Below are 24,208 nucleotides of genomic sequence, written 5' to 3'. Positions count from 1 at the left end.
AGATGCATAATAAAACAATATTAATTTTTGACGACGACAAACATATTTTGGATGTATGCAATATTATTCTGACAGATGCAGGATACAATGTTGCCGTATCCGAAACATCGCATGACATTATAGAACGTGTAGAAGAGACCAAACCAGACGCGATCTTGATGGATAACTGGATCCCAGAAATTGGCGGCATGAAAGCAACCCAATTATTGAAACAGCATCCCGTGTATAAAAATATTCCTGTTATTTATTGCTCTGCCAATAACGAGGTGCATATTCTTGCTGAGAAGGCAGGAGCAGAGGCGTACTTATCCAAGCCATTCAATATTTTTGATCTGGAAGAGATGGTCAAACAAGTGTTGGAGAAGCACACATAATCGATCATTTTCGTTCTAAAATATCTTGATACGTAACTTATATCTTACTGATGATGCTATCGCATTTTAGATGAATTTTTAGTATTATTGTATAACATGATGCGTATTATATTAGCTGACGACCACAAAGTCGTCAGAAATGGCATAAGGTTGCTTCTGGAGACTCAACCGGATATTAACATCGTCGCCGAGGCTGAGAGTGGTGAAGAAGTACTAGCACTGCTTAATAACAATTCTGAGGTGGATATTCTGCTCACGGATATGAACATGAATGGTATCGGCGGTCCAGAATTGATGCGAGCTATGAATACTAGTTTCCCTCATATTAAAGTTGTTTTTCTTAGCATGATCGATAGTGATCAGGAAGTGAAAGAAGTCATGTCTCTTGGCGCTAAAGCTTACATGCTAAAGAATGCCGATTACGACGAGTTATTATTTGCGCTATCGCACGTAGGTAAAGGCGGTCAATATTTGTCGTCTGAAATAAGTGTTCGGATGTTGCAATCCCTTGGCAACAAGCAAGTGAAACCACAACCCGAAGAAGTTTTGCGTGATTTAGATTTATCATCGAGAGAATACGATGTGTTGCAATTGTTGGTAAATGGATTTACGACGAAGGATATTGCGGAAAAGCTATTTATAAGCAAGCGAACCGTGGAAGGTCATCGCCAGAAGCTACTAGATAAAACAACTTCCAAAAATTACGTAGAACTCATCCGGTTTGCTATCAATCATCAGTTGATTGATTAGCTTCATTACCCGTTTTTCTCGAATTCTTAAGTACTTATTGACTTAATTATCAATTGAATAGTCATGTGTCTGTAAAAACGTGCGCACTTTGTTGATTGTTAAGGTAACTTGGTTTTCAGTCAAGCCCAAGTACTCCGCAATTTCACAGTTTTTATAACCTTCTATATGCATCATGAATGGTGTATACAAATCTGCGTCTATAGCATTCAATCCTGCCTCAAAGGAAAGTAAACGATCGCTGTCACTTGTCGGTCTTTGTGGTTCTGGTTCAGAATGATTGGGCAATGGTATCTGTTTATGAGACATAAATTGTCCTAAAGGTTCGATGGGCATACCGTCCGTTGGAAATGGCACTGCCTTTAATAAATAACGTGAAAAAAAAACGAAACTGCTGTCAAAAGCTCTTTTGATTGTAGTCTGTAAAGTATTCATTTTAATTACTGTGGTGGACAATGGCATCTTCATGTGAACCTTTATTAAAATGTGAAATGATTTATATCAATCGTACTCTCTTTTTGATTACAAATACCATGCTACCGATAAGTTATGCTAGTCTTTGCGGATCAAATAAAAGTATGTGCAAAATACGTGTTACATGTGGTAATGTTTTATATTTATTTACGTAAAATACTTTAAATCAATATTTTATATAATATCAATTGGGTTTAAATATTGCTTGATGACCCTTAAGGGTTTGTGCGAAAAACACGTGGTTTGACCCGTGCAATACGTATAAATCGCGCAAACAATCGTAGAGTACGTGATTATGCACACATTCAATTATTTGGTCGTTTTGTTAGTTGTGAGATAATGTTTAACTTTAAGAAGCATCGCACTTGTCTCACAAGCTTTGCGTAGCCAGATTATAAACGCGTACACATTAACAATCTTTTATGATGGCAAATTCCGCCGGTACTCAGTTGCGACAATTACTTACGCAAGAAAATCCGTTACAAATTGTAGGAACTATAAACGCGAATCATGCACTTTTAGCTAAGCAAGCAGGTTTTCGTGCAATCTATCTTTCTGGTGGTGGTGTGGCGGCAGGTTCCTTAGGAATTCCTGACCTTGGCATTACCACATTGCAGGATGTACTCATCGATATCGAACGCATTACTGCTGTATGTGATCTTCCACTGCTGGTAGATATTGATACGGGATTTGGCGCGAGCGCTTTCAATATTGCGCGTACCATTCGAAGCGTGTTGAAAGCTGGTGCGGCAGGCGTGCATATGGAAGATCAAGTGGCCGCCAAGCGTTGCGGACATCGCCCAAGAAAGGAAGTCGTATCTACGCAAGAAATGGTAGAACGGATTCAAGCGGCTGTTGATGCCAAAGAAGCAGATCCGCAATTCGTGATTGGCGCGCGTACTGATGCTGTAGCAGTTGAAGGAGTAGAAGCCGCTATTGCACGGGCGGTGGCCTATCAAAAAGCTGGTGCTGATTTTATATTCGCCGAAGCAGTCACCGAATTGCACGATTACCAACGCTTCGCGGATGCGTTATCTATACCGATTTTAGCAAACATTACGGAGTTCGGACAAACGCCTTTTTTTACCACGCAACAATTAGCCGAAGTAGGCGTCGATATGGTTTTGTATCCGCTTTCAGCCTTTCGTGCAGCCAATAAAGCCGCGCTAAATGTATTCGAAACCATTCGTCGTGACGGTTCGCAGGCTAATGCTGTTCCGAGCATGCAAACACGAGAAGAACTCTATCAAAGCATTAATTATTACGCATACGAAGACTACTTAAACCAAAAGCAGGATGAAGAAAAGTAATGAACAAGCATTTAAACCCAAAAAAAGTGTTGCGCTATCGGGTGTAGCGGCAGGCAATACCAGTTTGTCTACCGTAGGTAAGAATGGCAATGATTTGCATTATCGTGGCTACGATATTTTAGAATTGGCTGATCAAGCAAGTTTTGAGGAAGTCGCTTACCTCTTGATCTATGGCGAATTACCTAACAAGCAGGAATTGTCTGCTTATCAATCCGAACTACAATCCAAACGAGATTTGCCACAGGAATTAAAGGAAGTGTTGCAGCGTTTACCGAAAACAAGCCACCCGATGGATGTCATGCGAACGGCGGTGTCTGTTTTAGGAAGTTTAGAGCCAGAGCCAATCAAACCGACCGTGGAGCAAACGCAGCACATCATCGATCGTTTGATTGCATGTTTAGGTTCTGCCTTGTTGTATTGGTATCATTTTGCGTATCACGGTAAGGAAGTTCATGTCGTGACCGATGATAAGACGGTCGGTGCACATTTTTTACATGTGCTACATGGAGAATCGCCCAACAATAGCTGGACTAAAGCGATGCAAATATCACTGAATCTATATGCGGAGCATGAATTTAATGCTTCTACATTTACTGCGCGTGTGATTGCTGGAACAGGATCTGATGTGTATTCTGCTATTGCGGGAGCAATAGGTGCACTACGCGGCCCAAAACATGGCGGTGCAAATGAAGTGGCGTATGAAATTCAAAATAGCTATACCTCGGCGGATGAAGCAGAAGTCGATATTCGCCAACGACTAGCCAATAAGGAAGTGGTTATCGGATTTGGCCATCCGGTATATGTGACTTCCGACCCTCGCAATGAGGTCATCAAACAAGTAGCAAAATCATTAAGTGAGGAAGCAAATGAGCCGATTTTGTATGAAATCGCTGAACGCTTAGAAAGCGTGATGTGGGCCGAAAAGAAAATGTTTCCCAATTTGGACTGGTTCTCGGCAGTATCGTATCACCGCATGGGTGTTCCCACGGACATGTTTACACCGCTCTTTGTGCTAGCACGCTTGACCGGATGGGGAGCACATATTATGGAGCAACGCTTGGATGGTAAAATTATAAGACCCAGCGCTAATTATACTGGGCCAGAAAATCGTGCTTATGTACCTTTAGACAAACGCGGATAAGCTTTGCGTCAAACAACTACAACTACAACAAAATTTAACTACTTTCTATGTCTCATATTTCTAATGACAGACCTCAGCCAGATCAAGTGCTGGTAGATATTGCTCACTATGTTTTAACGTACGAAATCAAAAGTGATCTCGCATTAAAGACCGCTCATTATTGTTTTTTAGATACGATTGGGTGCGGACTCGAGGCCTTAAGTTATCCAGCTTGTACGAAATTACTCGGACCGATTATTCCGGGTACGATCGTGCCCAACGGTGCTAAAGTACCAGGCACGTCTTATCAACTTGATCCGGTGCAAGCAGCTTTTAATATTGGCGCTTTAGTACGTTGGTTGGATTTCAACGATACGTGGTTGGCCGCAGAATGGGGACATCCATCAGACAATCTTGGTGCAATATTGGCTGTCTCTGATTGGATTAGCCGAACTGCCGTCGCGGCCGGCAAAGCACCGCTAAAAATGCACGCGGTTCTAGAAGCGATGGTGATGGCGCATGAAATACAAGGCGTATTGGCGTTGGAAAACTCGTTCAACAAAGTTGGACTGGATCATGTACTATTAGTAAAAGTAGCATCTACGGCAGTAGCTGGACGATTGTTGGGGCTAACGCAGGATGAAATTATAAACGCTTTATCTTTAGCCTTTGTCGACGGACAATCCTTGCGTACCTATCGCCATGCGCCAAATACTGGAAGTCGGAAATCTTGGGCTGCTGGCGACGCTACTTCGCGTGCCGTACGACTGGCATTGATCGCGCAAACCGGAGAAATGGGTTATCCTTCGGTGTTAAGCGCACCAATCTGGGGATTTTACAATGTTTCTTTTAAAGGAAAGCCATTTCAATTCCAGCGCGCCTACGCATCTTACGTGATGGAAAACATATTGTTTAAAATATCGTTCCCAGCAGAATTTCATGCCCAAACGGCAGTAGAAGCAGCCATGACTATTCATCAGCAGTTAAAAGAAAATGGAAAAACGATTGACGATATAAAAGCTATCACCGTTCGCACGCACGAAGCCGCTATTCGCATCATTGATAAGAAAGGTCCGCTGCATAATCCTGCTGATCGCGATCACGCCATGCAATACATGATTGCTATTCCGCTGATTTTTGGCCGACTAACGGCATCAGATTATGAAGATGCCATCGCATCAGATGCTCGTATTGATCTGCTGCGCGACAAAATGACCTGCGTGGAAGATCCGCAATTCACCGCAGATTACCACAATCCAGAGAAAAGAGCCATTTCCAATGCGTTGACCGTGACTTTCCAAGATGGGAGCACGTTACCAGAAGTGGTGGTCGAGTATCCGATTGGCCACCGCCGCCGTCGCGATGAAGGAATTCCAAAACTGATTGCTAAATACAAAGTCAACCTCAATAGGGTATACGCGGGAAAACAGCAAACGCAATTATTAGACAAGACGCTGGAATACGAGATTTTTCGAAATTTGGCCGTTAATGAGTTGACAGATTTATTAGCCATACCTTATCCGGTACGTTGAGGAAATTGCTAAAATCGGTTTTATGACGGATTCCAGTTACTTTCAAATCCGTCGTAAAACCGATAATCTTGCACAGCTAGATCTCTTAAGGATTCCGGTACTTGCCATTGATCGCCGTACGAAGAAAATTCATCGCATTCCGAGACAAATTTTGCTAGTCCAACTTGGTCAAGGTGTGCAAATACACCACCTGTATGCGGTGCATACCCAATTCCTAATACTGAACCCAAATCACCGTCGATTGGTTGCGCAATAATACCATCCGACAAACAGCGAAAAGCATCTAATGCCACGACATGAAGCAGTCGTTTTCCTAAAACATCTAGATCAATAGTTGTAGCATTACTTGCCGAAGTTTCATCAAGCAGATTACCGCGTTTTCCGTTTTCATCGTAGGGATAAAAACCTGCCTTCCCTTTGCGCCCAGTTTTCCCTGCCGCTATCATCTCTTGGAGATGAGCGCAAGCCGCTTGTTGCGCGCCGTGTAAAGTGGGCAGTTGATCGTACACATGCAGCATCAGTGGCAGAGAGATCTCATCTAACACCAACAAAGGGCCAACTGGAAATCCGGTTTTTTTTGCGGCTTTCTCTACCGTTGAAGCTGGTATTCCTTCGAGTACCATCGTTATTCCTTCCAAAAGGTAATTGAAGAAAATGCGAGAGGTGAAAAATCCCGGCCCATCCTGTACCACAATCGGTATTTTGTTGAGTAAATGAATCGTTTTTAACGCAGCATTTTTCGTGCTTTCATCTGTTTCTTTACTTAAGATGACTTCCACTAGCGGCATCCGATCTACGGGTGAGAAGAAATGCAAACCAATAAATGCGGCTGGATTTTGGCTGGCTTGCGCCAACTGACCGATGGGTAATGATGTGGTATTCGAAGCAAAAACAGTTTGCGCTGCCAAATTAGGCGAAATGTCTGCGATGAGCTTCGTTTTCAGTGTCATATCTTCAAATACGGCCTCGATCAAGATATCGGCTGTAGTTAGATCTTCAAAATTTTCAGAAGTGTAGATGCGCTCTAGCAGCGCCGACTGCTTATTTGGCTGCATCTTTCCTTGCGCCACGAGTTTATCAGTCACTTTTTGCGCATAATTTTTACCGTGATCTGCTTTGGCTACATCGGTATCTAATAACGTGACCTGCAAACCAGCACGTGCCGATTCAAAGGCAATTCCTGAACCCATCATACCAGCTCCGATGACCGCCATTCGCTGAATTTCTCGCGAAGTTTTTTCCGCAATGCGCTTGGTTTGTTCTTTCGCTCCGCGAATGCCATAATAATTTGTTCGGATCATGGCTGTAACCGCTTCAGAATGAATAGATTTAAAATAAAGATCGTATTCTTGCTCAAGCAATTTATCGAATGCGGCACCGGATTTATAATCATCAATCAGTTTTTGTGTGGCAATCACGCCCGGAAATAGGAAATTGATTCGTGGCGGTGGAAGTTTCAGTTGCTGTTCGCTAATAATATACTTCGCTTGTTCTCGGATCGTTGCTGACTTAGCCAAATAAGATTTTATACGAGCTAATGCATCTTCAACAATTTCAACTTGCTCGTCCACAATACCTAAGGCTAACGCATCTGATATGTTATAATTTGTAGTTTGCGTGGCCAATCGTAGCGTGAAATCTTCATTCCACAATTGCAGCATCCGACTTATGCTGCCTAAGCCTGGGAGCATACCAAAGGCATTTTCGGGGAACCCAATCTTTCCACCAGCACCAATCGCGATACGATAATCTGCCCAGAGCATCCAAGCTAAATGGTTGCCAAAACAATTTTCGGGTACCAATCCAATCAGCAGTTTTTGATAGGTGCGAATTTTTTGAATACGATCGCAAAAATTCGTGAAATTATCGCTGTTATCCAATTCTTGCTGCACCGATTTTATCCATGCTTTATAATCAGGATCTTTATTAGAATCAGAATCGGTCTGTATAAGCTGGTAACACAAAGCGGTTACATCTTTTCGGCTCAGCCAATCATCAGCCAAGCGTACGAAAGCATATAGATGACCCCACGAAAGTGATTCGTCGGGTTGCAGTTTTAAAGCAATTGCTACAATACCACCCTCGTGATGTACAATTTCAAAAGCATCTTGATAGGTCGGAGTAGCCATATTACACAGATTGAGAGGTCTTGTTGGTTGTAGAAGTTTCGTATTCCACCTGGTCTATTGTCATCTTGGCAATAATTTCCAACATTATTTCTGATGTGCCACCAATAATAGTACCTACGCGCACATCGCGATACAATCGGGCGATTTTATAATCTTCTGTAAAACCATAGCCGCCAAACAATTGCAGGCACTGACTCACCACACGATTGGCCAACTCGCTAGCTTGCAATTTGGCCACAGAACATTCTTTCACCGCGTAAACTTGCTCTTGTTGGAGGTCGCAACAATGTTTTAAGAATGCTTTTTGAACGAGAATATCCGCTTCCATCTGTGCGATATTATGCCTCAACACTTGAAAATCTTTCAGCTTACGATTAAATGCGCTTCTATTTTGAATATAATCCAAGGCATATTCCAAAGCCGATTCCGCGGTAGATAAACTGTGGATAGCCGCTGTCAATCGTTCTAACTGCAGGCCGCCCATGAGATAGGTGAAGCCGCTATTTTCTTGTCCAACTAAGTTATTTACAGGAACACGAACTTGATCGAAATGTAATTCTGCTGTGTCAGAAGCATGCCAACCCATTTTATCGATCTTTTGAGCAGATACACCGGCTGCATTGCGATCAATGATGATTAAGCTGATACCTTTTGTTCCGGCTTTTGGATTGGTCTTTACTGCGGTAATAAAAAAGTCGCCATAGTAACCATTTGTAATAAAAGTCTTAGATCCGTTAATGATGTAATCGTCGCCGTCACGTACGGCCGTAGTTTGTATATTTTTGACATCAGAGCCGGCGCCAGGCTCGGTGATAGCAATAGCACTGATCAAATCGCCGCTAATAACGCCCGTCAAGTAACGTTTTTGTACATCGGCAGAACCATATTTCCACAAATAAGGAGCAGACATGTATTGAATCACTAAGGCAGATATGGTGAATCCACCCGAAAAACATCTGGAAAGCTCTTCGCAGAATATCATGGAATAATAAAAGTCCAGTTGCAATCCGCCCAATTCTTCTGGAAAATTCAAACCCATAAAACCCATTTCACCCATCTTTTTCCAAATGCTGCGGTCGATTTGGCCACTCTTTTCCCAGTCGTCTATATGCGGCATGATTTCCTTTTTAATAAAAGCGCGTAAGCTGTCGCGAAAAGCATGGTGCTCTTGAGTGCGGGCATTATTAATCATTTTATCTCGGTTTAGAATACAGTTACGGTAAGTTAATTAAATTCTAGGATATCGTGAGATCTTGTTCGTTAATAGACTTTTATACTTTTCGAAGTATGGTGTTTGAAATAGAAACAACATCTGATTTTTTTTAATAAAATTATAAATAGATGTGCGATTTGGTATTGAAAAGTTATTTCTGACTTTTTCAGTACGCATTCATATTTATGAATGCTAAATAAATTAGTATATTTGAGCGTCAACTTGAAAAACATGTCAAAAGGATTGCGGGAATATGCTATTGTCGATATTGAGACGACGGGTGGGAGTGCAGAACGGAGTAGGATCACGGAAATAGCAATTGCTATTCATAATGGCGTAGAGGAGATAGAGCGTTGGGAGAGCTTGGTCAATCCGCAGCAGCCTATTCCGCCAGCTATTTTTGGTCTTACCGGCATCTCAGACGATATGGTGTCTGATGCGCCACTATTTTCCGAAATAGCAGATACTATTTATGCCTTGTTGAAAGATCGCATCTTTGTGGCACACAATGTCAATTTCGACTATTCATTTATCAAACATCAGCTCGGCGAAGCGGGATGGCAATGGCAAGCTCCCAAATTATGTACGGTACGATTGGCTCGCAAGATCAAACCTGGATTACCTTCTTACAGCTTAGGTCGCTTGTGCGACGTGTTAAACATTCGCGTACAATATCGACATCGCGCTGGCGGAGATGTCACGGCGACCGTGGCACTTTTTAACCTGCTTTTGGCAGCAGATAGTGAGATGGTATTCTCGCAAATGCTTCGCAAAAATGGTGTGGTGCAACGTTTACCAGCAAATCTCTCACAAAATACTTTCGATAATTTGCCAGTGACGGCCGGCGTATATTATTTTCACGATAGATCTGGCAAAGTCATCTATATTGGTAAAGCCATTAATATTAAGAAAAGAGTTGCCGGGCATTTCAGTGGGCATAATATCCAAGCAAAACGGCAAGGTTTTCTGCAAGAGATTTATGATATTTCGTACGAACGCTGCGGTACAGAGCTCATGGCCTTATTGTTAGAGTGTCTGGAAATTAATCGGCTGTGGCCAAAGTATAACCGCGCGTTGAAGCGCGTAGAACCTAGGTTTGGGTTGGTGAGTTACACCGGGATGGACGGGTATCAACACCTCAGTCTGACAAAATTGCTCAAACATCAGACCTGCATTCAATCTTTTTATAGCCTGCGCGAAGGTGCGGCCGTGTTTAGAAAAATGATCAGTGATTTGGGACTGGATATTCGCTTTTGCCATTTTCCTTTGGAAGTACGGCTGCCACAAACAGCTAATGATCTTGTGCGAAGAATACAAGATCTACCAGATCAGGAATTGTATAATGGGAAAGTGGCTGCTGCCGTGGAATTGGCGAAGGCCGACACATCTAGCTATTTCATTGTCGATCGTGGCCGCGATGAACAGGAAAAAAGTTGTATTTGGATTGAAAACGGGAAGTTTTACGGTATGGGCTATATTCCTTCGGAGAGCCAATCCAATAGCTGGGCGGATTACAAAAGCGAACTGCAGCGGCATCATGGCAACGAATACATGATGCAACTGATTGAATCTTTTTTGGCAAAATCCAACAGTAGGCATCAAGTCATTACGATTGATGCAGAACAATTGGACGAAGCCGCGATTCTAAAGCCAGTGGAGCTTCGTATGAAGATGCTTTAGTGTGTAAAGATAAATAAATGTGCTAGTGATCTAAGAATACTTATAAACTTGCTTGGATCGATGCTATTCAAACTAAAATATTACATGCTAAACCGTGAAAATGCATTAAAATAGAGTAATTTCGACCATATCTATTACTAATTAACTGCAAGTTCACCCAATGAGACAACTTTTTATAGCTTGTTTAGTTTGCTTCGCTACTGTTGCCTTCGCGCAAGAGAAAGAAAAAACGAAGGAGAAAGCAAATTATGCATTAGCTGCCAAATTCTCTCCGGAGAAATTAAAGAAATTGATACATTCTACCACTGTATCTCCTAATTGGATTAACCATTCCGACCGATTCTGGTATGAGTACAGCTCACCAGCTGGCAAAAACTGGTATTTAGTAGATCCTGCCGCCAAGCGGAAATCATTGCTTTTTGATCACGACGATTTGGCTGCCAAGATCACGCGTATTGTGCGCAATCCTTTTGATGGCCAGCATTTGGATTTGAAAGACTTACGGTTCACCGACGACGAGAAACGCATCCAATTTGAAGTGCAGAGCACCAAAGATACGATCAAGAGCAAGGAGGAGATCGCGAAGCTAAAAAACAAATCAGATACCATTAAGAAGAAAGTGTTTCACCTAGAATACGATCTAGCATCTGGTGCATTGCGCGAAATCAGCGACCAAACAAAAGAAAAAAACACCCTTTCGTGGGCTAACTTCAATCCGGATACCACGCGTGTATACTTTGCAAAAAAATTCAATCTGTATTGGATGAGCAAGGCCGATTACGATAAAGCGGTGAAGGATGAGAAAGATAGCACGATTGTAGAACATCAATTCACTACAGATGGCGTGTTGAATTATGCTTGGGGTGGTGATGAATACAGCATTACTACTGGCGGCGATAAGGAAGAGGAAGAAAAGCGTAAAGCCGTTTACTTAAGCTGGTCGCCCAATGGCCGGCATTTTGTGCTAACACGCAAAGATGGTCGCCACCTAAGTCCATTGTGGGTTATCAACAATGTAGGAGCAAAGCGCCCAACGCTCGAAACGTACAAATATCAAATGCCTGGTGAGGTGGATTCTACCGAAACGGAACTGTATATCTTCGACGCACAAACATTGTCGCCACGACGCGTTGGCGTAGCTGCTTATAAGAATCAGACGATCGGTATTTGGAGAAAAGATCGCGACAAAAGCAGCTATATCGGCAAACGCTACGTGGGCTATTGGCATGGCAATAACGAAGAGTTTTACATTTCGCGATCAAGTCGCGATTTAAAACGCATCGACGTATTGGCCGTGGATATTAATGGCAACGTGCGTACGCTGGTGGAAGAACGTTCGAATGTGTATCAAGATATTCACAAACCATATTTGGTGAACGATGGCAAACAGTTTGTGCATTGGTCGCAACGCGATGGTTGGGGGCATTTGTACCTGTACGATATTCAAGGAAATCTGCAACGGCAGTTGACCTCTGGAACGTACAATGTAGATGATGTGCAGGCTTATCAATCGGCAGGAAACACGATTCTATTTACGGCCAATGGTAAGGAAAACGGAGAAGATCCTTATTTCTTACATTACTACAGTGTAAGCCTAAATGGTGGCACGCCCAAATTATTAAACTCGGGTGATTTTGATCACCAAATCACTACTAGCGAAAGCGGTAACTATTTCGTCAATAATTCATCACGCGTAAATACTACGCCAGAATCTAATCTATATGCTGCTAATGGTCGCTTGGTGATGAAGCTTGAAAAAGCGGATTTGTCTGCTTTGTTTGCTGCTGGATACAAATTTCCAGAGCCATTCACGGTCAAAGCTGGTGATGGCATTACCGATTTGTATGGCGTGATGTACAAACCTTTTGATTTTGATTCGACCAAAACTTATCCTATAGTAGAATATGTCTATCCAGGTCCACAAACCGAAGCGGTAAACAAATCCTTTGGTCGTAGCATGGATCGTATTGATCGTTTGGCGCAAATGGGCTTTATCGTGATTACGGTTGGTAATCGTGGTGGGCACCCTGCGCGTTCGCAATGGTATCATACTTATGGTTATGGCAATTTGCGCGATTATGGTTTGGAAGACAAAAAAGTAGCTGCCGAGCAGTTGGCCGATCGCCATCCATTTATTGATGTGAGTAGAGTAGGAATTACCGGTCATTCGGGCGGAGGATTTATGTCTACTGCTGCGATGCTCGTATATCCAGATTTCTTTAAAGTAGCTGTATCTGGAGCTGGTAATCACGAAAACAATATTTACAACCGTTGGTGGAGTGAACGCCATCATGGCGTAGGAGAGAAGATCTCTGCAAAAGGCGATACGACTTTTACGTACGACATTGATCGCAATTCGGTCTTGGCTAAGAACTTGAAAGGTAAATTGTTGATCGCCACCGGCGATATTGATAATAACGTACACCCTGCCAATTCTATTCGCATGGCAGAAGCGTTGATCAAAGCCAATAAACGATTTGATTTCTTGTTATTGCCAGGTCAGCGCCATGCTTTTGGCGATATGACCGAATATTTCTTTTGGAAAATGGCGGACTATTTCTCTCAACATCTGATCGGAGATTCAAAAATGGATGAGGTGGATATCATGGAAATGAATCGCGAAAAACCATTAAGTCGATAATCATACCAGACCGACTATTGTAGCACGACAATGGCTACTGACGATACAAATGCCCATCCAATTCAGGATGGGCATTTGTTTTGCAGTAAAAAGCACAGTACAGATAAAAATGACTGGAAAATTAGCTACTTTAGCCAACTATGAATATGGATTATCCGAATAATAAAAGACGCTCGAGGCAAATATTAATCTTCGTTTTGAAGATAGTATTAGCGGGAATCTTAATTTGGAGTCAGGTTCAATTCGAGGAGATTTATGCCTTGAATCCAGGGTCTAAGCGTGCTCGGAGTTTCCCGATGCAGATGCTGCTGGCTGCGTATACTTTTCTGATTCCGAGTATTATATTTTCGATCATACGATTTGGGTTTATAGCGATTTATCATGCACGTAATGCCAATAGGGCAGTTCGTGGTAACTTTGTTCTAGGAGTAAATCGCCTAACGGCAGTTGCCAATGCAATTTGTGCGATCATTGCCATCATGATCTTTTTCGGTATCAATCCATTGGAATTCGTAACCAGCTTAACGATCGTGGCTATGGCGATAGCCGTCACGTTCCGCGATTATATTACCAATATGATTAGCGGTTTGATCATTATGTTTTCCGATCAATTGTCCATCGGAGATCGTATACGGGTAGGCAATCAGCAGGGGCGTATCATAGATATAACGTTAGCCAATATCGTATTTCAAGACGAAGAAGATGATATGGTGATGGTACCTAACAATATGGTATTTACATCTACATTGACAAATCATTCTGCCCATCCATCCAGTTTATTTGCGGTGAAATTTGAGTTGCCATTAGATGTCGCCTTGCAGGTGGAGCTATTAGAATCAGCCTTGAGAGAAAGCTTGCAAGCACATCCCAATCTGCAAGACGGCGAAGAGATGGAACTCAAAGTAGTCGAGATTGGAAAAGATTACGTGAAGTACCGTATCGATCTGCATGCTGTGAGTAATAGCAATAAGCTACATCGACGTTTAGAGAACGAAATTCTTAAAGAAGTATTGAAGTTCGAGCAAAACGCGACCGCTGCTAAATCCGTCTAACTTTTACCTCTTTCACAAAGTGCTGTGCATCTTTGGTAAGAATGAGGTCCGCGCGGTAGCGTGTTGGTAGGATATTTTCATGAAGATTGGGTCTGTTGATCTCGTTCCAGATTCCGCTAGCCATCTTCTGGCTTTCCTCGGGCGACATATCGGCGTACTTGTGAAAGTAGGAGGTATTATCTTGAAAAGCCGTTGCGCGGAGCGACTCAAACCGATCAATATACCAACTGACAATATCTTCTTCTGCCGCATCTACGTAAATAGATAAATCGAAAAAGTCGGATACGAAAACTCCGTTGCCCGACTGTTTCTGTGAGTTTACTTGCAGTACATTGATACCTTCCACAATCAAGATATCAGGCTGCGCAATCGTCTGAAATTCATTGGGCACGATATCATAGACCATGTGCGAATACAAAGGCAGTTTATAGGTTCTATTTTCTGATTTCATTTCTGACAGAAAATTCAACAACAATCGTGTATCATAGCTTTCTGGAAAACCTTTACGGTTTAGTATTCCTTTAGCAATCAGTTCGGCATTGGGGTATAAAAAGCCGTCCGTCGTTACAAGATCTACTTTGGGGTTATCCGGTAATAAGGATAGTACTTTTTGCAAAACTCTGGCGGTGGTGCTTTTGCCCACCGCTACCGAACCAGCTATTCCAATAATGAAAGGCAAGCGTTTCTCGTCCCGACGAAAATAATCATTGCTCAGTGCATGCAAGGATCGGTATTGCTGAATATGTAGCTCTATAAGGCTGGATAACGGAAAGTAAATATCTTCGATCTCGGCGATATTCAATGGTTCACCTAATGCTCGGAGATTATCTAGGTCAGATGCAGCCATATTATGTGATCGTTTACCATTAAGTGTTTTCCACTCTTCTTTGGTGAAAGTGCGAAATGGGTTGGTAAACGTTTGCTCTTGTATCGAAGACATGATGTACTATTTTTGCTGGCACAAATATAAACCTCTAGATCTATATTTTTCCTAACATTTAAATCAAAGGGAAGCTAATAAACCATCTAAGATCAATCCACCTGTCGCAGGATTGGTAGCCAACGGCACATTATATAAGTCGCAAATACGCATAAGCATCTGAATATCTGGCTCATGCGGATGTTTGCCGAGCGGGTCACGGAAGAAAATAATACCGTCTACTTTTCCTTCTGCTGCTAATGCTGCGATTTGTGCATCGCCACCTTTGGGGCCGCTGAGCTTCAGTTCCACTTCTAAACCGGTTTGTCTCACATATGTACCAGTCGTACCAGTGGCTACGATATGTGCTTTGGAAAGCGAATCTTTGTGATCCTTTACAAAAGCCACCATTTCGGCTTTCTTACCATCATGTGCTACAAGAGCGATTGTCTTCATTTTTTTAAGGAGTAGGTATATAACTCATCTCTATCTTCCTTGTGCAAAACACCAGTAATTGGAGATTATTACAAGGTACTGTTTCCGGGAGGTTTATCCAAAAAACAAGTAAGAAACCACGATTGCTGCGATTACGCCAACCAATTCGGCTAGTAGGGCACAAGGTAGAGCATGTCGCGTATTTTTAATCGCTACGGAACCGAAATAAACCGCTAATACGTAAAAAGTGGTCTCGGTAGATCCTTGAATAACACAGGCTACACGTGCTGCAAAATCGTCTGCACCCTTTGCATTCATCAGGTCTATCATCAATCCGCGGGCACCGCTTCCACTAAGCGGTTTCATAAATGCAACTGGCAAAGCATCCACAAAATTCGTGTCTAGACCTACAAATGCCACAGCGTAAGCGACTCCATTGATTATGTAATCCATGGTGCCAGATGCTCGGAATATAGCTATGCCAACCAGAATAGCCACTAGATAAGGAATAATCTTTACAGCTACATCAAAACCCTCCTTAGCGCCATCTATAAACGCATCGTAGACATTAATCCCCTTAAAGAAAGCAAGGGCTATAAAGGAGATAAAGATACTCATCAAGGTCACATTACCGACCACGCGTGAAATCACTCCGATCTCTTCTGGACTTAAAGTATTGAAATAAAACAGTATTCCCAAAACAAAGAGCGATAATCCGCCTAAATAGGTCACTACTGTCCTGTTAAAAAGATTAATACGTTGGTATATCGATACCAATATTAATGCCGCTAGTGTAGAAAAAAAAGTGGCTATTAATATCGGAAGAAATACATCTGAAGGCTGCGCTGCACCCGCTGCCTGTCGATAAGCCATGACGGAAAAAGGCAATAACGTTAGGCTAGAGGCGTTGAGCACAATAAACATAATCTGCGCATTGGAAGCTGTATCTTTCTTTTGATTAAGCTCCTGTAATTCTTTCATCGCTTTTAATCCTAACGGCGTAGCAGCATTGTCCAAGCCTAACGCATTGGCCGAGAAATTCATTAAGATCGAGCCCAGCGCAGGATGATTTTTGGGTATTTCTGGGAATAGTTTGTGAAAAAACGGTCCGACAACACGCGCAAAAATAGTAATCATACCGCCGCGTTCACCGACCTTCATTATACCCAATGCAAAACTCATCATGCCCACAAGACCTATACTAATGGTGACGCTGGTTTCTGCACTTTTAAATAAAGCATCTACAATCTCTTGAAAAACCTCCGTGTCGCCGCCAATCAGTTTGATCAGAGCCACGACAAAGGTGATCAGAAAGAATGATACCCAAACGTAATTTAGCGCCATATATGTGTAGATTGTGCGGTAAATGTACACATTTTATCGAAAAACAGCCAGCTGCATTCAGTATAGCAAATATTAGGTAATTGCATGCAAATTCAACATTAAAAGAGGCTGATTACAACTACATGCAGTGATATTCTATAAGTTTGTAGATAGCAAGGTAGAACATAAACCTGGTGACAAACCTTGTTATAATTATCATCGACTTATACAAAACAATCACAAAATTGCTTATCAGATGGATTTCGAAGGAAATTTTACTGTGAAACGGAACAGGCAACATGAATTGTTCGCGAGTTCAGACTACACCTTGTTGTATTTAGATTCTTCAGGGTTTGTGATATCGTACAACGGAGACGTGGATCACTTTCTACCAATAGGTGTTAGTGACGTATTAGGAATCAGTTTTTTAAAATTGATTGGTATCAATAGTCCTTCCGACGAGATGCAAGAGAATATAGTCAAAGAACTTATTCTTAACGGTCGTAGTACGCTTCAAATTCAATTAAATGAAAAAAAGGAGGGTGTTTCTTCGTTTAGTGCTGATATTGTATCCTTGAGAGATCGTGCAAATATAGTTTCCGGTTTTGTGATGGTTATCATGCCTTCTCAGAAAAACGAAGACAATCAGGTCGTTGATATGATTAGTGAAATTAAAGATTATGCTATTTTTAGGCTTGATTCTGAAGGGAATGTTAAAAATTGGAATCGCGGTGCTGAGCGTATAAAAGGATATCGCGCTGAAGAGATTGTAGGGAGCAATTTTTCGATATTCTATACCCCTGAAGACCGTGATGCTGGGTTGCCATTTTCACTACTTGAAAGTGCAAAGAAATTTGGTAGTGCCAATACGATAGGTTGGCGTTTACGTAAGGATGGACGGAAATTTTGGGGAAATGTCACCATTACCGCAATTCACGATATGGATGGGGAAGTCATCGGTTTTTCGAAAGTAACTCATGACCTAACCGAAGAGAGAAATGCGGAATTGGCAATGAAAGAGCTTCATCGCCAACTACTGACCAAGACTCGCGACGTGGAGCAGTTTACCTTCGCTGCATCGCACGATTTGTTAAGTCCAGCAAATTCCATTATAAGTGTGGCTAGCTTGCTACGGGAAACCCTCGGGAAGAAAATAGACAACGAGGATCTTTTTTATTTTCAAGCAATAGAGAACTCAGCAGGTCGTATCATTCAGATGCTAAAATCTTTGCTAGATCATCTCAAACTTGATGGAAAGTCTACTAAACAGCCTTGCAATTTGGAGGAGATTGTTGAGTATGTGAAAATGGATTTACGAGTTGAAATTTTAGATACCAAAGCGATCATTAAGTACGATTCGCTACCAATAGTACTTGGACATACCACCTTTTTATATCAATTATTTCAAAATTTATTAAGTAATGCAATTAAGTTTCGTAAACCAGATGGCATTCCTGAAGTTCACATAAGATCGATCGAAAAAGATGATTGCTGGTTACTCAGTGTGAGCGATAATGGTATCGGTATTGCCAACAAAGATCTAGAAAAAATTTTCATCCTATTTCAACGGCTTCATTCCGAAGATTCATATCCAGGTAGCGGCATCGGGCTAACGACGTGTAGAAAAATCGTCTCACTACATGGAGGCGAGGTGTGGATAGAATCAAAACCCCACCATGGGACAACCGTCTTTTTTACGTTATCTCTTTAATAGCGTATACTTTACGTATGGCTTACACGTAGTTTGTGATGTGGAAAAAAAACAAAAAAATATCATTAATAGGTTTTTTTATTTTCTAATCTTTAAAGAATACAAATTAATAACTAATCTTTTTGCAAATTTTAAGATTTCTATTGGATAACGTGCAGTTCATATTATGGTCAAAACACTAAAAATGGTAATATGCGTTGTAGACGATGATCCTATATTTCATTACGTATGCAAGGTGAATTTTTCGTTATTGTCTAAGAATTTGGAATTAATTACTTTTTTTGATGGCAGGCAAGCTTACGATTATTTTATCGCTAGATCAGAGCAAGGAAAATCATTGCCTGATGTACTTTTAGTAGATATTAATATGCCAATCATGAATGGCTGGGAGCTAGTAGACCATTTAAGTAACAAACAATTGTTGCAGGCAACCAAGTTATATATCGTCAGTTCTTCCGTTTCGCCCGAGGACAGTTTTAGAAGTTTATCCAAGAAAGAGGTGACTAGTTATGTCACAAAACCTTTGCTCAAGGAGAATTTTGAAGCCATATGCCAGAGTGATAAGGATCAAATTTGAATATGGAGTTATAAAAGACTAAGTGCATAATAAAGACTACAAATAACTTCGACATGCCAAATCAATTACCCCTATCCGTTGCACCTTCTCCAAATAGTCAATTATTTAATTTAGTGAATGAGCAAGAGCTACGTGATATTGTTAATGCAGCAAGTACTGTGTTTGCGGCAAATTTCTCAACGATAGCTCTATTGGATGAACAATATCAATATAACTTCTACAATCACGGTTTCGAAGTTAATGCTATACCAATAGATGATTCTGTTTTACACAGACTACAACAAGGAAGCGACCTTGTCATTATAGAAAACGTCAACACAATTACACACCTTTGTGATTTGAGTCTAGGTAGTGCTTGTTCTCAAATTCAGTTTTATGCAGGAATACCTTTGCAAAACAAGAAGCGACAAGTCCTTGGTTATCTTTGTGTATATCATGACAAGCCGATTAAAGTAACAAATACAAAACGTCTATTACTAACCACACTCGCAGCTCAATTGACTGATTTACTTAATCATTCGGATATTATTGCTTCAATAGATGATAAGCTCACACAATGGGATGAACGTCTTATACGCCGAGAATCACTATTTAACAGCACAAAAATCGTTACACTATTGCTAGATAAAAATTTCACAGTTTTAAAATGTCACCCTCTTTTGACCAAATTAATTTGTGACAATTTGAACCGAGATATCCGAGTGGGAGATGATATTAGAGAGTACATTGGTGACTTGACCATCGATGATTTCGTGAAGAACTTCTATCGGGCGCTAGAAGGACAAAGTATTTCTGTACAATCAAAATCTGGTATATGTTGGGGTGGATTGAACTCTTATAGTCATTTTACACCTGCCTACGATTTGGATGGCGAATTGGTTGGTGTTTCGTATCACGCGCTTCCGATCTTTCCAGAAAATACCGACGAAAGTATCAAGCAGAAAGACGATCAACAATTACAATGGATTAATGATTTACAGTCACATCGATTCAGAGGTCCATTATCATCTATTTTGGGTATTACACAAATCTGGAAAGAGTTAGGCAGTACACCTCTCGATGCAGAGATCGATATGATTATACAAGCCGCTAATAAGCTAGATCGCGAGATACAAAGTGCTTTATTCAATTTGGGTAAAGACTAATGAGATTGTTGACGTCAGTACTTTCGAACGACTTAATTTGTATGCTATTAGTGATTTATAAGTAACAACCCTCAGATTTGGGTTTCTTACACTAACTAAGTGTTTTTTTGCAACAGTCTGTATACTTACTTCATAAAGTTGGTGTAAATACGGTTTACATACCTGATTTACACTGAATTTCTCTGTGTTTAAGTTCTAAATCTTAAATAATTGTTAAACATCGTCTCATGTTAAGTTTCATAAAAACTATTGCACTTTACTGCTGTTTTCTTAGCGTCGGTTAATAATTACCGTCCTTAAAAAAACATAAAATCATGGGAAGAATTAGCATTTTACAAGATTTAATCGAAATTAACAACGATCGAGTAGCGGGTTTTCATAAAGCAAATGACGATATTAAAGAGGAAAACATTGATCTGAAACAGGTTTTCTCTAAATATGCCGATCAGAGTAGAAAGTTTGCCCAAGAACTGAGCGCTGAGGTAGGTAGGTTGGGTGAAGACGTCGATACGGATAAAAGTGTTGCTGGCACATTGCACCGCGCATGGATTGATATCAAGTCGATATTTACATCTGGAGATCGTAAAAGTATTCTTGATGAGGCCGAACGTGGTGAAGATGCTATCAAGGCAGCCTACAGAAAGGCGTTGGAAGATGTGGAAATTACAGGTGATCTAAGAGAAATCTTAACCGTCCAAGCGCAAGAAATCAAGGAAGGACACGATACCATCAAATCCCTTCGTGACTTAGCGCATTAGTGTAAAGGCTTCACAGTGAGTGTATAATATAAAAAAATCAGAAACACCTGCATACTGAAAACTATTAGGCAGGTGTTTTTCGTATATGCTAAAAAAGCAAATGTAAAAAGTTTCAAATTAAATCACATTTAAGTGAAAATATGTTTATTATTATGATATATTTGTAATGAGAAAACTAATAACTAAGTTATTATGAAATTGAATAAGAGAGTGGGAGATACGCTCAACTTAGTAAAGATCGAATATCATACAGAATATAGTAATGCAAAGCAGCCGGACATTGTTGCTGAATATTTACATGCTTTATGTAGCTATTATGGTGAATTGATTGGTAAGAATATTTCTTTATCAAATCCGATTGAGTTTGCGGTCAAATATTATCGAATTTATCTACAGGGAACGCTATCAGATGAAGGTTATAAAGGTGATAATTCCTTGGAATCAATCTATTTGTACTTTAACAGCTTAATTACACATGAGTTAGAAAACTCTAAAATCCGGCAAAAAGAAAGTAAATTTTTACTTTGGCAACAATATAGCGCTGCGCTACTTGCAGAGTTTACTGCACAAGAGACTATCTAGTTACACTGTCTTATCATCATATTTTGCTATCAAGGTATTCGTTTAAGATTATTTTAGCATGCTCCCGAACCATCTGTAGCGCAACTATCACCACCGCTAACATCTAATCTGCGAGTTGGATTAGCCGATTGCCATTCAGAAAATGATTTGTCTAAGGTCTGAGTAAACTGTTCAGTAGCTTGAGCACCAGATATGGCGTATTTACGGTCAAAAACGAAAAATGGAACTCCTCGTACACCTAAACTTTGACCTTCTTGGATATCTTGCTTGATCTGATAGCTGTATTTGTCATCATAAAAAGCAGCTCTAATATCATCCACATTAAGACCAATGTATTCTCCCAGATCAATTAGAGTAGCTTCATCTGCCACATTTTTACCTTCGACAAAGTGCGCATTGAACAGCAATTCTTCTGCTTCGTGTCCCAAATTCTTTTCTTTGGCAAGCTGTATAAGTCGATGCGCTTTAAATGTGTTGACCATAACTAATTGGTCAAAACGAAAGTCTAGACCTACGCGCTTGGCATGATCGGTCACATGATGAAGCATACCTTCAATCTGTTCACGGGGCATACCTTTACGCTTTTGTAGGTAATCTACTTGATCTTCCACAGGCACGTCAGGTAGGTTGGGGTCCAACTGGAAGCTTTTCCAGACAATTTCTAACTGATCTTGATGTTCAAATTGTGCTAAAGCGGAATCAAAACTGCGCTTACCGATATAACAAAAGGGACACATGACATCACTCCATATTTCTACTTTCATACTTCTCCTATTTTATAAATGGCTACAAAACTTTCATCTAGCATAACCATACAATCAAAGATAACAACCATGAGTGAGGTATATATAAGCTGTATGTAAAATATAAACGAGCAGGAAACATGAATTAACGTAATATAATGATCAAGATTCAATAATTATTACTTTCCAATACTTCAGCAATCAGGTTAGACTCGTAACCACGACCGAGTGCATATTGAAACAGTTTGTGTTTTCTTTTAAAGTCATTCTCCTCCCGAATAAGGAGATCCTTTTTGCTGATTAGAGATTCTAATGTGGTAAAATAGTCGCTAGCATCGATCTCGGTCATCGCTATCCGGATCAAAGGATCAGATATTTGTTTCAGTTTTAAACCCTGTTTGATCTTTATTTTGCCCCAACCTTTCATTTTAAATTTGCCCCGTGCATACGCACGTGCGAACCGCTCTTCATTCAAGAAATTGTCTTCGATCAGCTGGCTTATAGTCGCTTCTACATCCTGCATATGCAAACCCCAGCTGTACAACTTGTCACGTACTTCTTGCTGCGCGCGCTCTTGAAAAGCGCAGTAGTGCTCCGCCTTAGCGCGGGCTTGCATTGGGGTATATATTTTTTTCGGACGTTCAGTTTCTGCCATTGCGAATCGCTTTGCTACAAAAATACTGGTTTCTAGGGATTGCTGCGCAACATCTGTAGTCCGAAATTTAACTTCCGATAGCACACTTAAAAACTATTACTTATGAAAACATACTTTGCATCCATAACATACTACGGCGTAATCCTTTTGACATCACTTATTCTTGCAAGTTGTTCAAAAGATGATAACATTGGAGGTGGCGACAACGGTGCTGGATTAGATGGTCTTTCCGGCACCATTTATTATGATTGGGCGAGCGATGGCATTATGCGGTTTGCCATGCCAGCTGGTTCTGGTGGGGCATTTATTCCAGACAATAGCGATCTCAACAGCTTTGATGTTTCACGCGATGGTCAAGAAAGGCTGACAGTGATGAATGAAAGTACTTTAGGTGTTTATCCGATTCGTTTTACGCTTAGCAAGATGTCTGATAACACCGTCCTAGAAAACTTCGTATACAATAGTCCCGGATTGAATGCGTATTGTAAAGGATATTTGTCGCACGACAAAAGTCATATCCTGATTACGTCCAATGACGAAGAAGATGGTCTGACCATCGTGCGCCGAAATGGTGAATTTGTAACCCGTTTACTAGATATCAACGGCGAACCATTTGATTTTAATGCGACGCGACTTTGGCTACCTGGCAACAGCTTGTTAATTACGCACAAAAATTACATTATCCGATTAGATCCACCGTATACATCTGGTCAATTGGTAAAAGAGATGACCTATGATGACTGGGGAGATCTGGACGTTAATCCTGCCGGAACACAGCTTTTGGTGCGTATTGGGAATCATTTACATACCATGGATATGAATGGTTCTGAGCCTGTGAAAATTACAGAAAGTAATTTCAAGGAAGCAAAAGGCATGTTCTCGCCAGATGGAAAGCATATTTTGGTCGGTTCAAACTACAGACAAACAGGTCCATTTGGTTTTGTGTGGGATTTAAAAATCATCCCAAATGATGGCAAGGTGTACAATGTAGATCCGGTAGCAGCGAATTCGCCTGGTGTGATTCCAGTGATTTGGCGCAATGATAAAATAGAGTCTGCTGGCGGACAGGTGATTTGGCGTTAAAACCC

Annotated in this window: 22 protein-coding genes; 14 read left to right on the top strand and 8 right to left on the bottom strand. The window is 41.0% G+C overall.

The genetic code is table 11. The annotated features are described in order from the left end of the window. Positions 1-2: 2 nt before the first annotated feature. Together DC487_RS10500 and DC487_RS10495 are read left to right on the top strand one after the other, a co-directional pair. On the top strand, positions 3-374 hold the full coding sequence (locus DC487_RS10500) for a response regulator (protein ID WP_116775925.1): 372 nt from the start codon (positions 3-5) through the stop codon (positions 372-374). A gap of 96 nt (positions 375-470) precedes the next feature. Continuing rightward, positions 471-1,124 carry a response regulator gene (locus DC487_RS10495; RefSeq protein WP_116775924.1) on the top strand — a complete coding sequence of 218 codons (654 nt, stop codon included), beginning with the start codon at positions 471-473 and terminating at the stop codon, positions 1,122-1,124. Between the two features lie 42 nt (positions 1,125-1,166). Here the strand turns inward: DC487_RS10495 and DC487_RS10490 are convergent, their stop codons facing one another. Beyond that, on the bottom strand, positions 1,167-1,589 hold the full coding sequence (locus DC487_RS10490) for an RNA polymerase sigma factor (RefSeq protein WP_116775923.1): 423 nt from the start codon (positions 1,587-1,589) through the stop codon (positions 1,167-1,169). Between the two features lie 428 nt (positions 1,590-2,017). On the opposite strand from DC487_RS10490, the gene prpB reads away from it, so the two are divergent. The 3 genes from prpB to DC487_RS10475 are packed head-to-tail and all read left to right on the top strand — an operon-like array spanning position 2,018 to position 5,557. Further along, entirely contained in the window at positions 2,018-2,905 is an 888-nt protein-coding gene (gene prpB / locus DC487_RS10485) for a methylisocitrate lyase (protein WP_116775922.1), read from the top strand. Next, on the top strand, positions 2,892-4,046 hold the full coding sequence (gene prpC / locus DC487_RS10480; RefSeq protein WP_116775921.1) for a bifunctional 2-methylcitrate synthase/citrate synthase: 1,155 nt from the start codon (positions 2,892-2,894) through the stop codon (positions 4,044-4,046). The genes prpB and prpC overlap by 14 nt, the downstream gene beginning before the upstream one ends. A 47-nt stretch (positions 4,047-4,093) precedes the next feature. Continuing rightward, positions 4,094-5,557 (top strand): bifunctional 2-methylcitrate dehydratase/aconitate hydratase, encoded by a 1,464-nt coding sequence (locus tag DC487_RS10475; protein WP_116775920.1) that lies wholly within the window; start codon positions 4,094-4,096, stop codon positions 5,555-5,557. 20 nt (positions 5,558-5,577) lie between these two features. On the opposite strand, the gene DC487_RS10470 is transcribed toward DC487_RS10475, so the two are convergent. Together DC487_RS10470 and DC487_RS10465 are read right to left on the bottom strand one after the other, a co-directional pair. Then, a complete protein-coding gene (locus DC487_RS10470; RefSeq protein WP_116775919.1) occupies positions 5,578-7,686 on the bottom strand; it encodes a 3-hydroxyacyl-CoA dehydrogenase NAD-binding domain-containing protein in 2,109 nt (702 codons plus the stop codon). A 1-nt stretch (position 7,687) separates the two neighbouring features. Then, complete coding sequence (locus DC487_RS10465) at positions 7,688-8,878, bottom strand: acyl-CoA dehydrogenase family protein (RefSeq protein WP_116775918.1); 1,191 nt, start codon at positions 8,876-8,878, stop codon at positions 7,688-7,690. A gap of 252 nt (positions 8,879-9,130) precedes the next feature. Between DC487_RS10465 and DC487_RS10460 the strand changes: the two genes are divergently transcribed. The 3 genes from DC487_RS10460 to DC487_RS10450 all read left to right on the top strand — a co-directional run bounded on the left by DC487_RS10460 (position 9,131) and on the right by DC487_RS10450 (position 14,272). Continuing rightward, on the top strand, positions 9,131-10,579 hold the full coding sequence (locus tag DC487_RS10460) for an exonuclease domain-containing protein (protein WP_116776059.1): 1,449 nt from the start codon (positions 9,131-9,133) through the stop codon (positions 10,577-10,579). Positions 10,580-10,739: 160 nt separating this feature from the next. Continuing rightward, positions 10,740-13,220 carry a S9 family peptidase gene (locus DC487_RS10455; RefSeq protein ID WP_116775917.1) on the top strand — a complete coding sequence of 827 codons (2,481 nt, stop codon included), beginning with the start codon at positions 10,740-10,742 and terminating at the stop codon, positions 13,218-13,220. Between the two features lie 197 nt (positions 13,221-13,417). Beyond that, complete coding sequence (locus DC487_RS10450) at positions 13,418-14,272, top strand: mechanosensitive ion channel family protein (RefSeq protein WP_165799073.1); 855 nt, start codon at positions 13,418-13,420, stop codon at positions 14,270-14,272. Here the strand turns inward: DC487_RS10450 and coaA are convergent. The 3 genes from coaA to DC487_RS10435 form a co-directional block, all read right to left on the bottom strand. Beyond that, positions 14,259-15,212 (bottom strand): type I pantothenate kinase, encoded by a 954-nt coding sequence (gene coaA / locus DC487_RS10445; RefSeq protein ID WP_116775915.1) that lies wholly within the window; start codon positions 15,210-15,212, stop codon positions 14,259-14,261. The two genes, DC487_RS10450 and coaA, sit on opposite strands and share 14 nt — an antisense overlap. A 63-nt stretch (positions 15,213-15,275) precedes the next feature. Further along, the gene (locus DC487_RS10440) at positions 15,276-15,647 is read right to left on the bottom strand and encodes a methylglyoxal synthase (protein WP_116775914.1); all 372 of its coding nucleotides are present in this window, start codon (positions 15,645-15,647) and stop codon (positions 15,276-15,278) included. A gap of 93 nt (positions 15,648-15,740) precedes the next feature. After that, the gene (locus tag DC487_RS10435; RefSeq protein WP_116775913.1) at positions 15,741-16,970 is read right to left on the bottom strand and encodes a nucleoside recognition domain-containing protein; all 1,230 of its coding nucleotides are present in this window, start codon (positions 16,968-16,970) and stop codon (positions 15,741-15,743) included. Between the two features lie 235 nt (positions 16,971-17,205). Here DC487_RS10435 and DC487_RS10430 point away from each other — a divergent pair, with 235 nt between their 5' ends. From DC487_RS10430 to DC487_RS10410, 5 genes are all read left to right on the top strand, one after another. Continuing rightward, on the top strand, positions 17,206-18,660 hold the full coding sequence (locus tag DC487_RS10430) for a sensor histidine kinase (protein ID WP_116775912.1): 1,455 nt from the start codon (positions 17,206-17,208) through the stop codon (positions 18,658-18,660). 166 nt (positions 18,661-18,826) lie between these two features. After that, entirely contained in the window at positions 18,827-19,237 is a 411-nt protein-coding gene (locus DC487_RS10425) for a response regulator (RefSeq protein WP_116775911.1), read from the top strand. 53 nt (positions 19,238-19,290) lie between these two features. Continuing rightward, positions 19,291-20,382 (top strand): GAF domain-containing protein, encoded by a 1,092-nt coding sequence (locus DC487_RS10420; RefSeq protein WP_116775910.1) that lies wholly within the window; start codon positions 19,291-19,293, stop codon positions 20,380-20,382. Positions 20,383-20,696: 314 nt separating this feature from the next. After that, complete coding sequence (locus DC487_RS10415) at positions 20,697-21,140, top strand: ferritin-like domain-containing protein (RefSeq protein ID WP_116775909.1); 444 nt, start codon at positions 20,697-20,699, stop codon at positions 21,138-21,140. A gap of 192 nt (positions 21,141-21,332) precedes the next feature. Continuing rightward, positions 21,333-21,722: a hypothetical protein gene (locus DC487_RS10410; protein WP_116775908.1), complete on the top strand. Its 390-nt coding sequence runs from the start codon at positions 21,333-21,335 to the stop codon at positions 21,720-21,722. A gap of 53 nt (positions 21,723-21,775) precedes the next feature. On the opposite strand, the gene DC487_RS10405 is transcribed toward DC487_RS10410, so the two are convergent. Both DC487_RS10405 and DC487_RS10400 read right to left on the bottom strand, forming a co-directional pair. Beyond that, positions 21,776-22,486: a DsbA family oxidoreductase gene (locus DC487_RS10405; RefSeq protein ID WP_116775907.1), complete on the bottom strand. Its 711-nt coding sequence runs from the start codon at positions 22,484-22,486 to the stop codon at positions 21,776-21,778. A gap of 148 nt (positions 22,487-22,634) precedes the next feature. Continuing rightward, positions 22,635-23,120 carry a regulatory protein RecX gene (locus DC487_RS10400; protein WP_116776058.1) on the bottom strand — a complete coding sequence of 162 codons (486 nt, stop codon included), beginning with the start codon at positions 23,118-23,120 and terminating at the stop codon, positions 22,635-22,637. Positions 23,121-23,222: 102 nt separating this feature from the next. Between DC487_RS10400 and DC487_RS10395 the strand changes: the two genes are divergently transcribed. Beyond that, entirely contained in the window at positions 23,223-24,203 is a 981-nt protein-coding gene (locus tag DC487_RS10395; RefSeq protein WP_116775906.1) for a TolB-like translocation protein, read from the top strand. Positions 24,204-24,208 lie beyond the last annotated feature (5 nt).

The organism is Sphingobacterium corticibacter, from assembly GCF_003076635.1.
In the GTDB taxonomy this organism is placed as follows: Bacteria; Bacteroidota; Bacteroidia; order Sphingobacteriales; family Sphingobacteriaceae; genus Sphingobacterium; species Sphingobacterium corticibacter.
This window is presented reverse-complemented; position numbering and strand designations above follow the sequence as displayed.

Bases quoted from the DNA above. Each gene is read 5' to 3' on its own strand.
- DC487_RS10430 (WP_116775912.1), top strand. From the start codon at position 17,206: ATGGATTTCGAAGGAAATTTTACTGTGAAACGGAACAGGCAACATGAA.
- DC487_RS10420 (WP_116775910.1), top strand. From the start codon at position 19,291: ATGCCAAATCAATTACCCCTATCCGTTGCACCTTCTCCAAATAGTCAA.
- DC487_RS10425 (WP_116775911.1), top strand. From the start codon at position 18,827: ATGGTCAAAACACTAAAAATGGTAATATGCGTTGTAGACGATGATCCT.
- prpB (WP_116775922.1), top strand. From the start codon at position 2,018: ATGATGGCAAATTCCGCCGGTACTCAGTTGCGACAATTACTTACGCAA.
- DC487_RS10415 (WP_116775909.1), top strand. From the start codon at position 20,697: ATGGGAAGAATTAGCATTTTACAAGATTTAATCGAAATTAACAACGAT.
- DC487_RS10400 (WP_116776058.1), bottom strand. From the start codon at position 23,120: ATGGCAGAAACTGAACGTCCGAAAAAAATATATACCCCAATGCAAGCC.
- DC487_RS10395 (WP_116775906.1), top strand. From the start codon at position 23,223: ATGAAAACATACTTTGCATCCATAACATACTACGGCGTAATCCTTTTG.
- DC487_RS10455 (WP_116775917.1), top strand. From the start codon at position 10,740: ATGAGACAACTTTTTATAGCTTGTTTAGTTTGCTTCGCTACTGTTGCC.
- DC487_RS10405 (WP_116775907.1), bottom strand. From the start codon at position 22,486: ATGAAAGTAGAAATATGGAGTGATGTCATGTGTCCCTTTTGTTATATC.
- DC487_RS10500 (WP_116775925.1), top strand. From the start codon at position 3: ATGCATAATAAAACAATATTAATTTTTGACGACGACAAACATATTTTG.
- DC487_RS10410 (WP_116775908.1), top strand. From the start codon at position 21,333: ATGAAATTGAATAAGAGAGTGGGAGATACGCTCAACTTAGTAAAGATC.
- DC487_RS10465 (WP_116775918.1), bottom strand. From the start codon at position 8,878: ATGATTAATAATGCCCGCACTCAAGAGCACCATGCTTTTCGCGACAGC.
- DC487_RS10495 (WP_116775924.1), top strand. From the start codon at position 471: ATGATGCGTATTATATTAGCTGACGACCACAAAGTCGTCAGAAATGGC.
- DC487_RS10490 (WP_116775923.1), bottom strand. From the start codon at position 1,589: ATGAAGATGCCATTGTCCACCACAGTAATTAAAATGAATACTTTACAG.
- prpC (WP_116775921.1), top strand. From the start codon at position 2,892: ATGAAGAAAAGTAATGAACAAGCATTTAAACCCAAAAAAAGTGTTGCG.
- DC487_RS10440 (WP_116775914.1), bottom strand. From the start codon at position 15,647: ATGAAGACAATCGCTCTTGTAGCACATGATGGTAAGAAAGCCGAAATG.
- coaA (WP_116775915.1), bottom strand. From the start codon at position 15,212: ATGTCTTCGATACAAGAGCAAACGTTTACCAACCCATTTCGCACTTTC.
- DC487_RS10435 (WP_116775913.1), bottom strand. From the start codon at position 16,970: ATGGCGCTAAATTACGTTTGGGTATCATTCTTTCTGATCACCTTTGTC.
- DC487_RS10475 (WP_116775920.1), top strand. From the start codon at position 4,094: ATGTCTCATATTTCTAATGACAGACCTCAGCCAGATCAAGTGCTGGTA.
- DC487_RS10470 (WP_116775919.1), bottom strand. From the start codon at position 7,686: ATGGCTACTCCGACCTATCAAGATGCTTTTGAAATTGTACATCACGAG.
- DC487_RS10460 (WP_116776059.1), top strand. From the start codon at position 9,131: ATGTCAAAAGGATTGCGGGAATATGCTATTGTCGATATTGAGACGACG.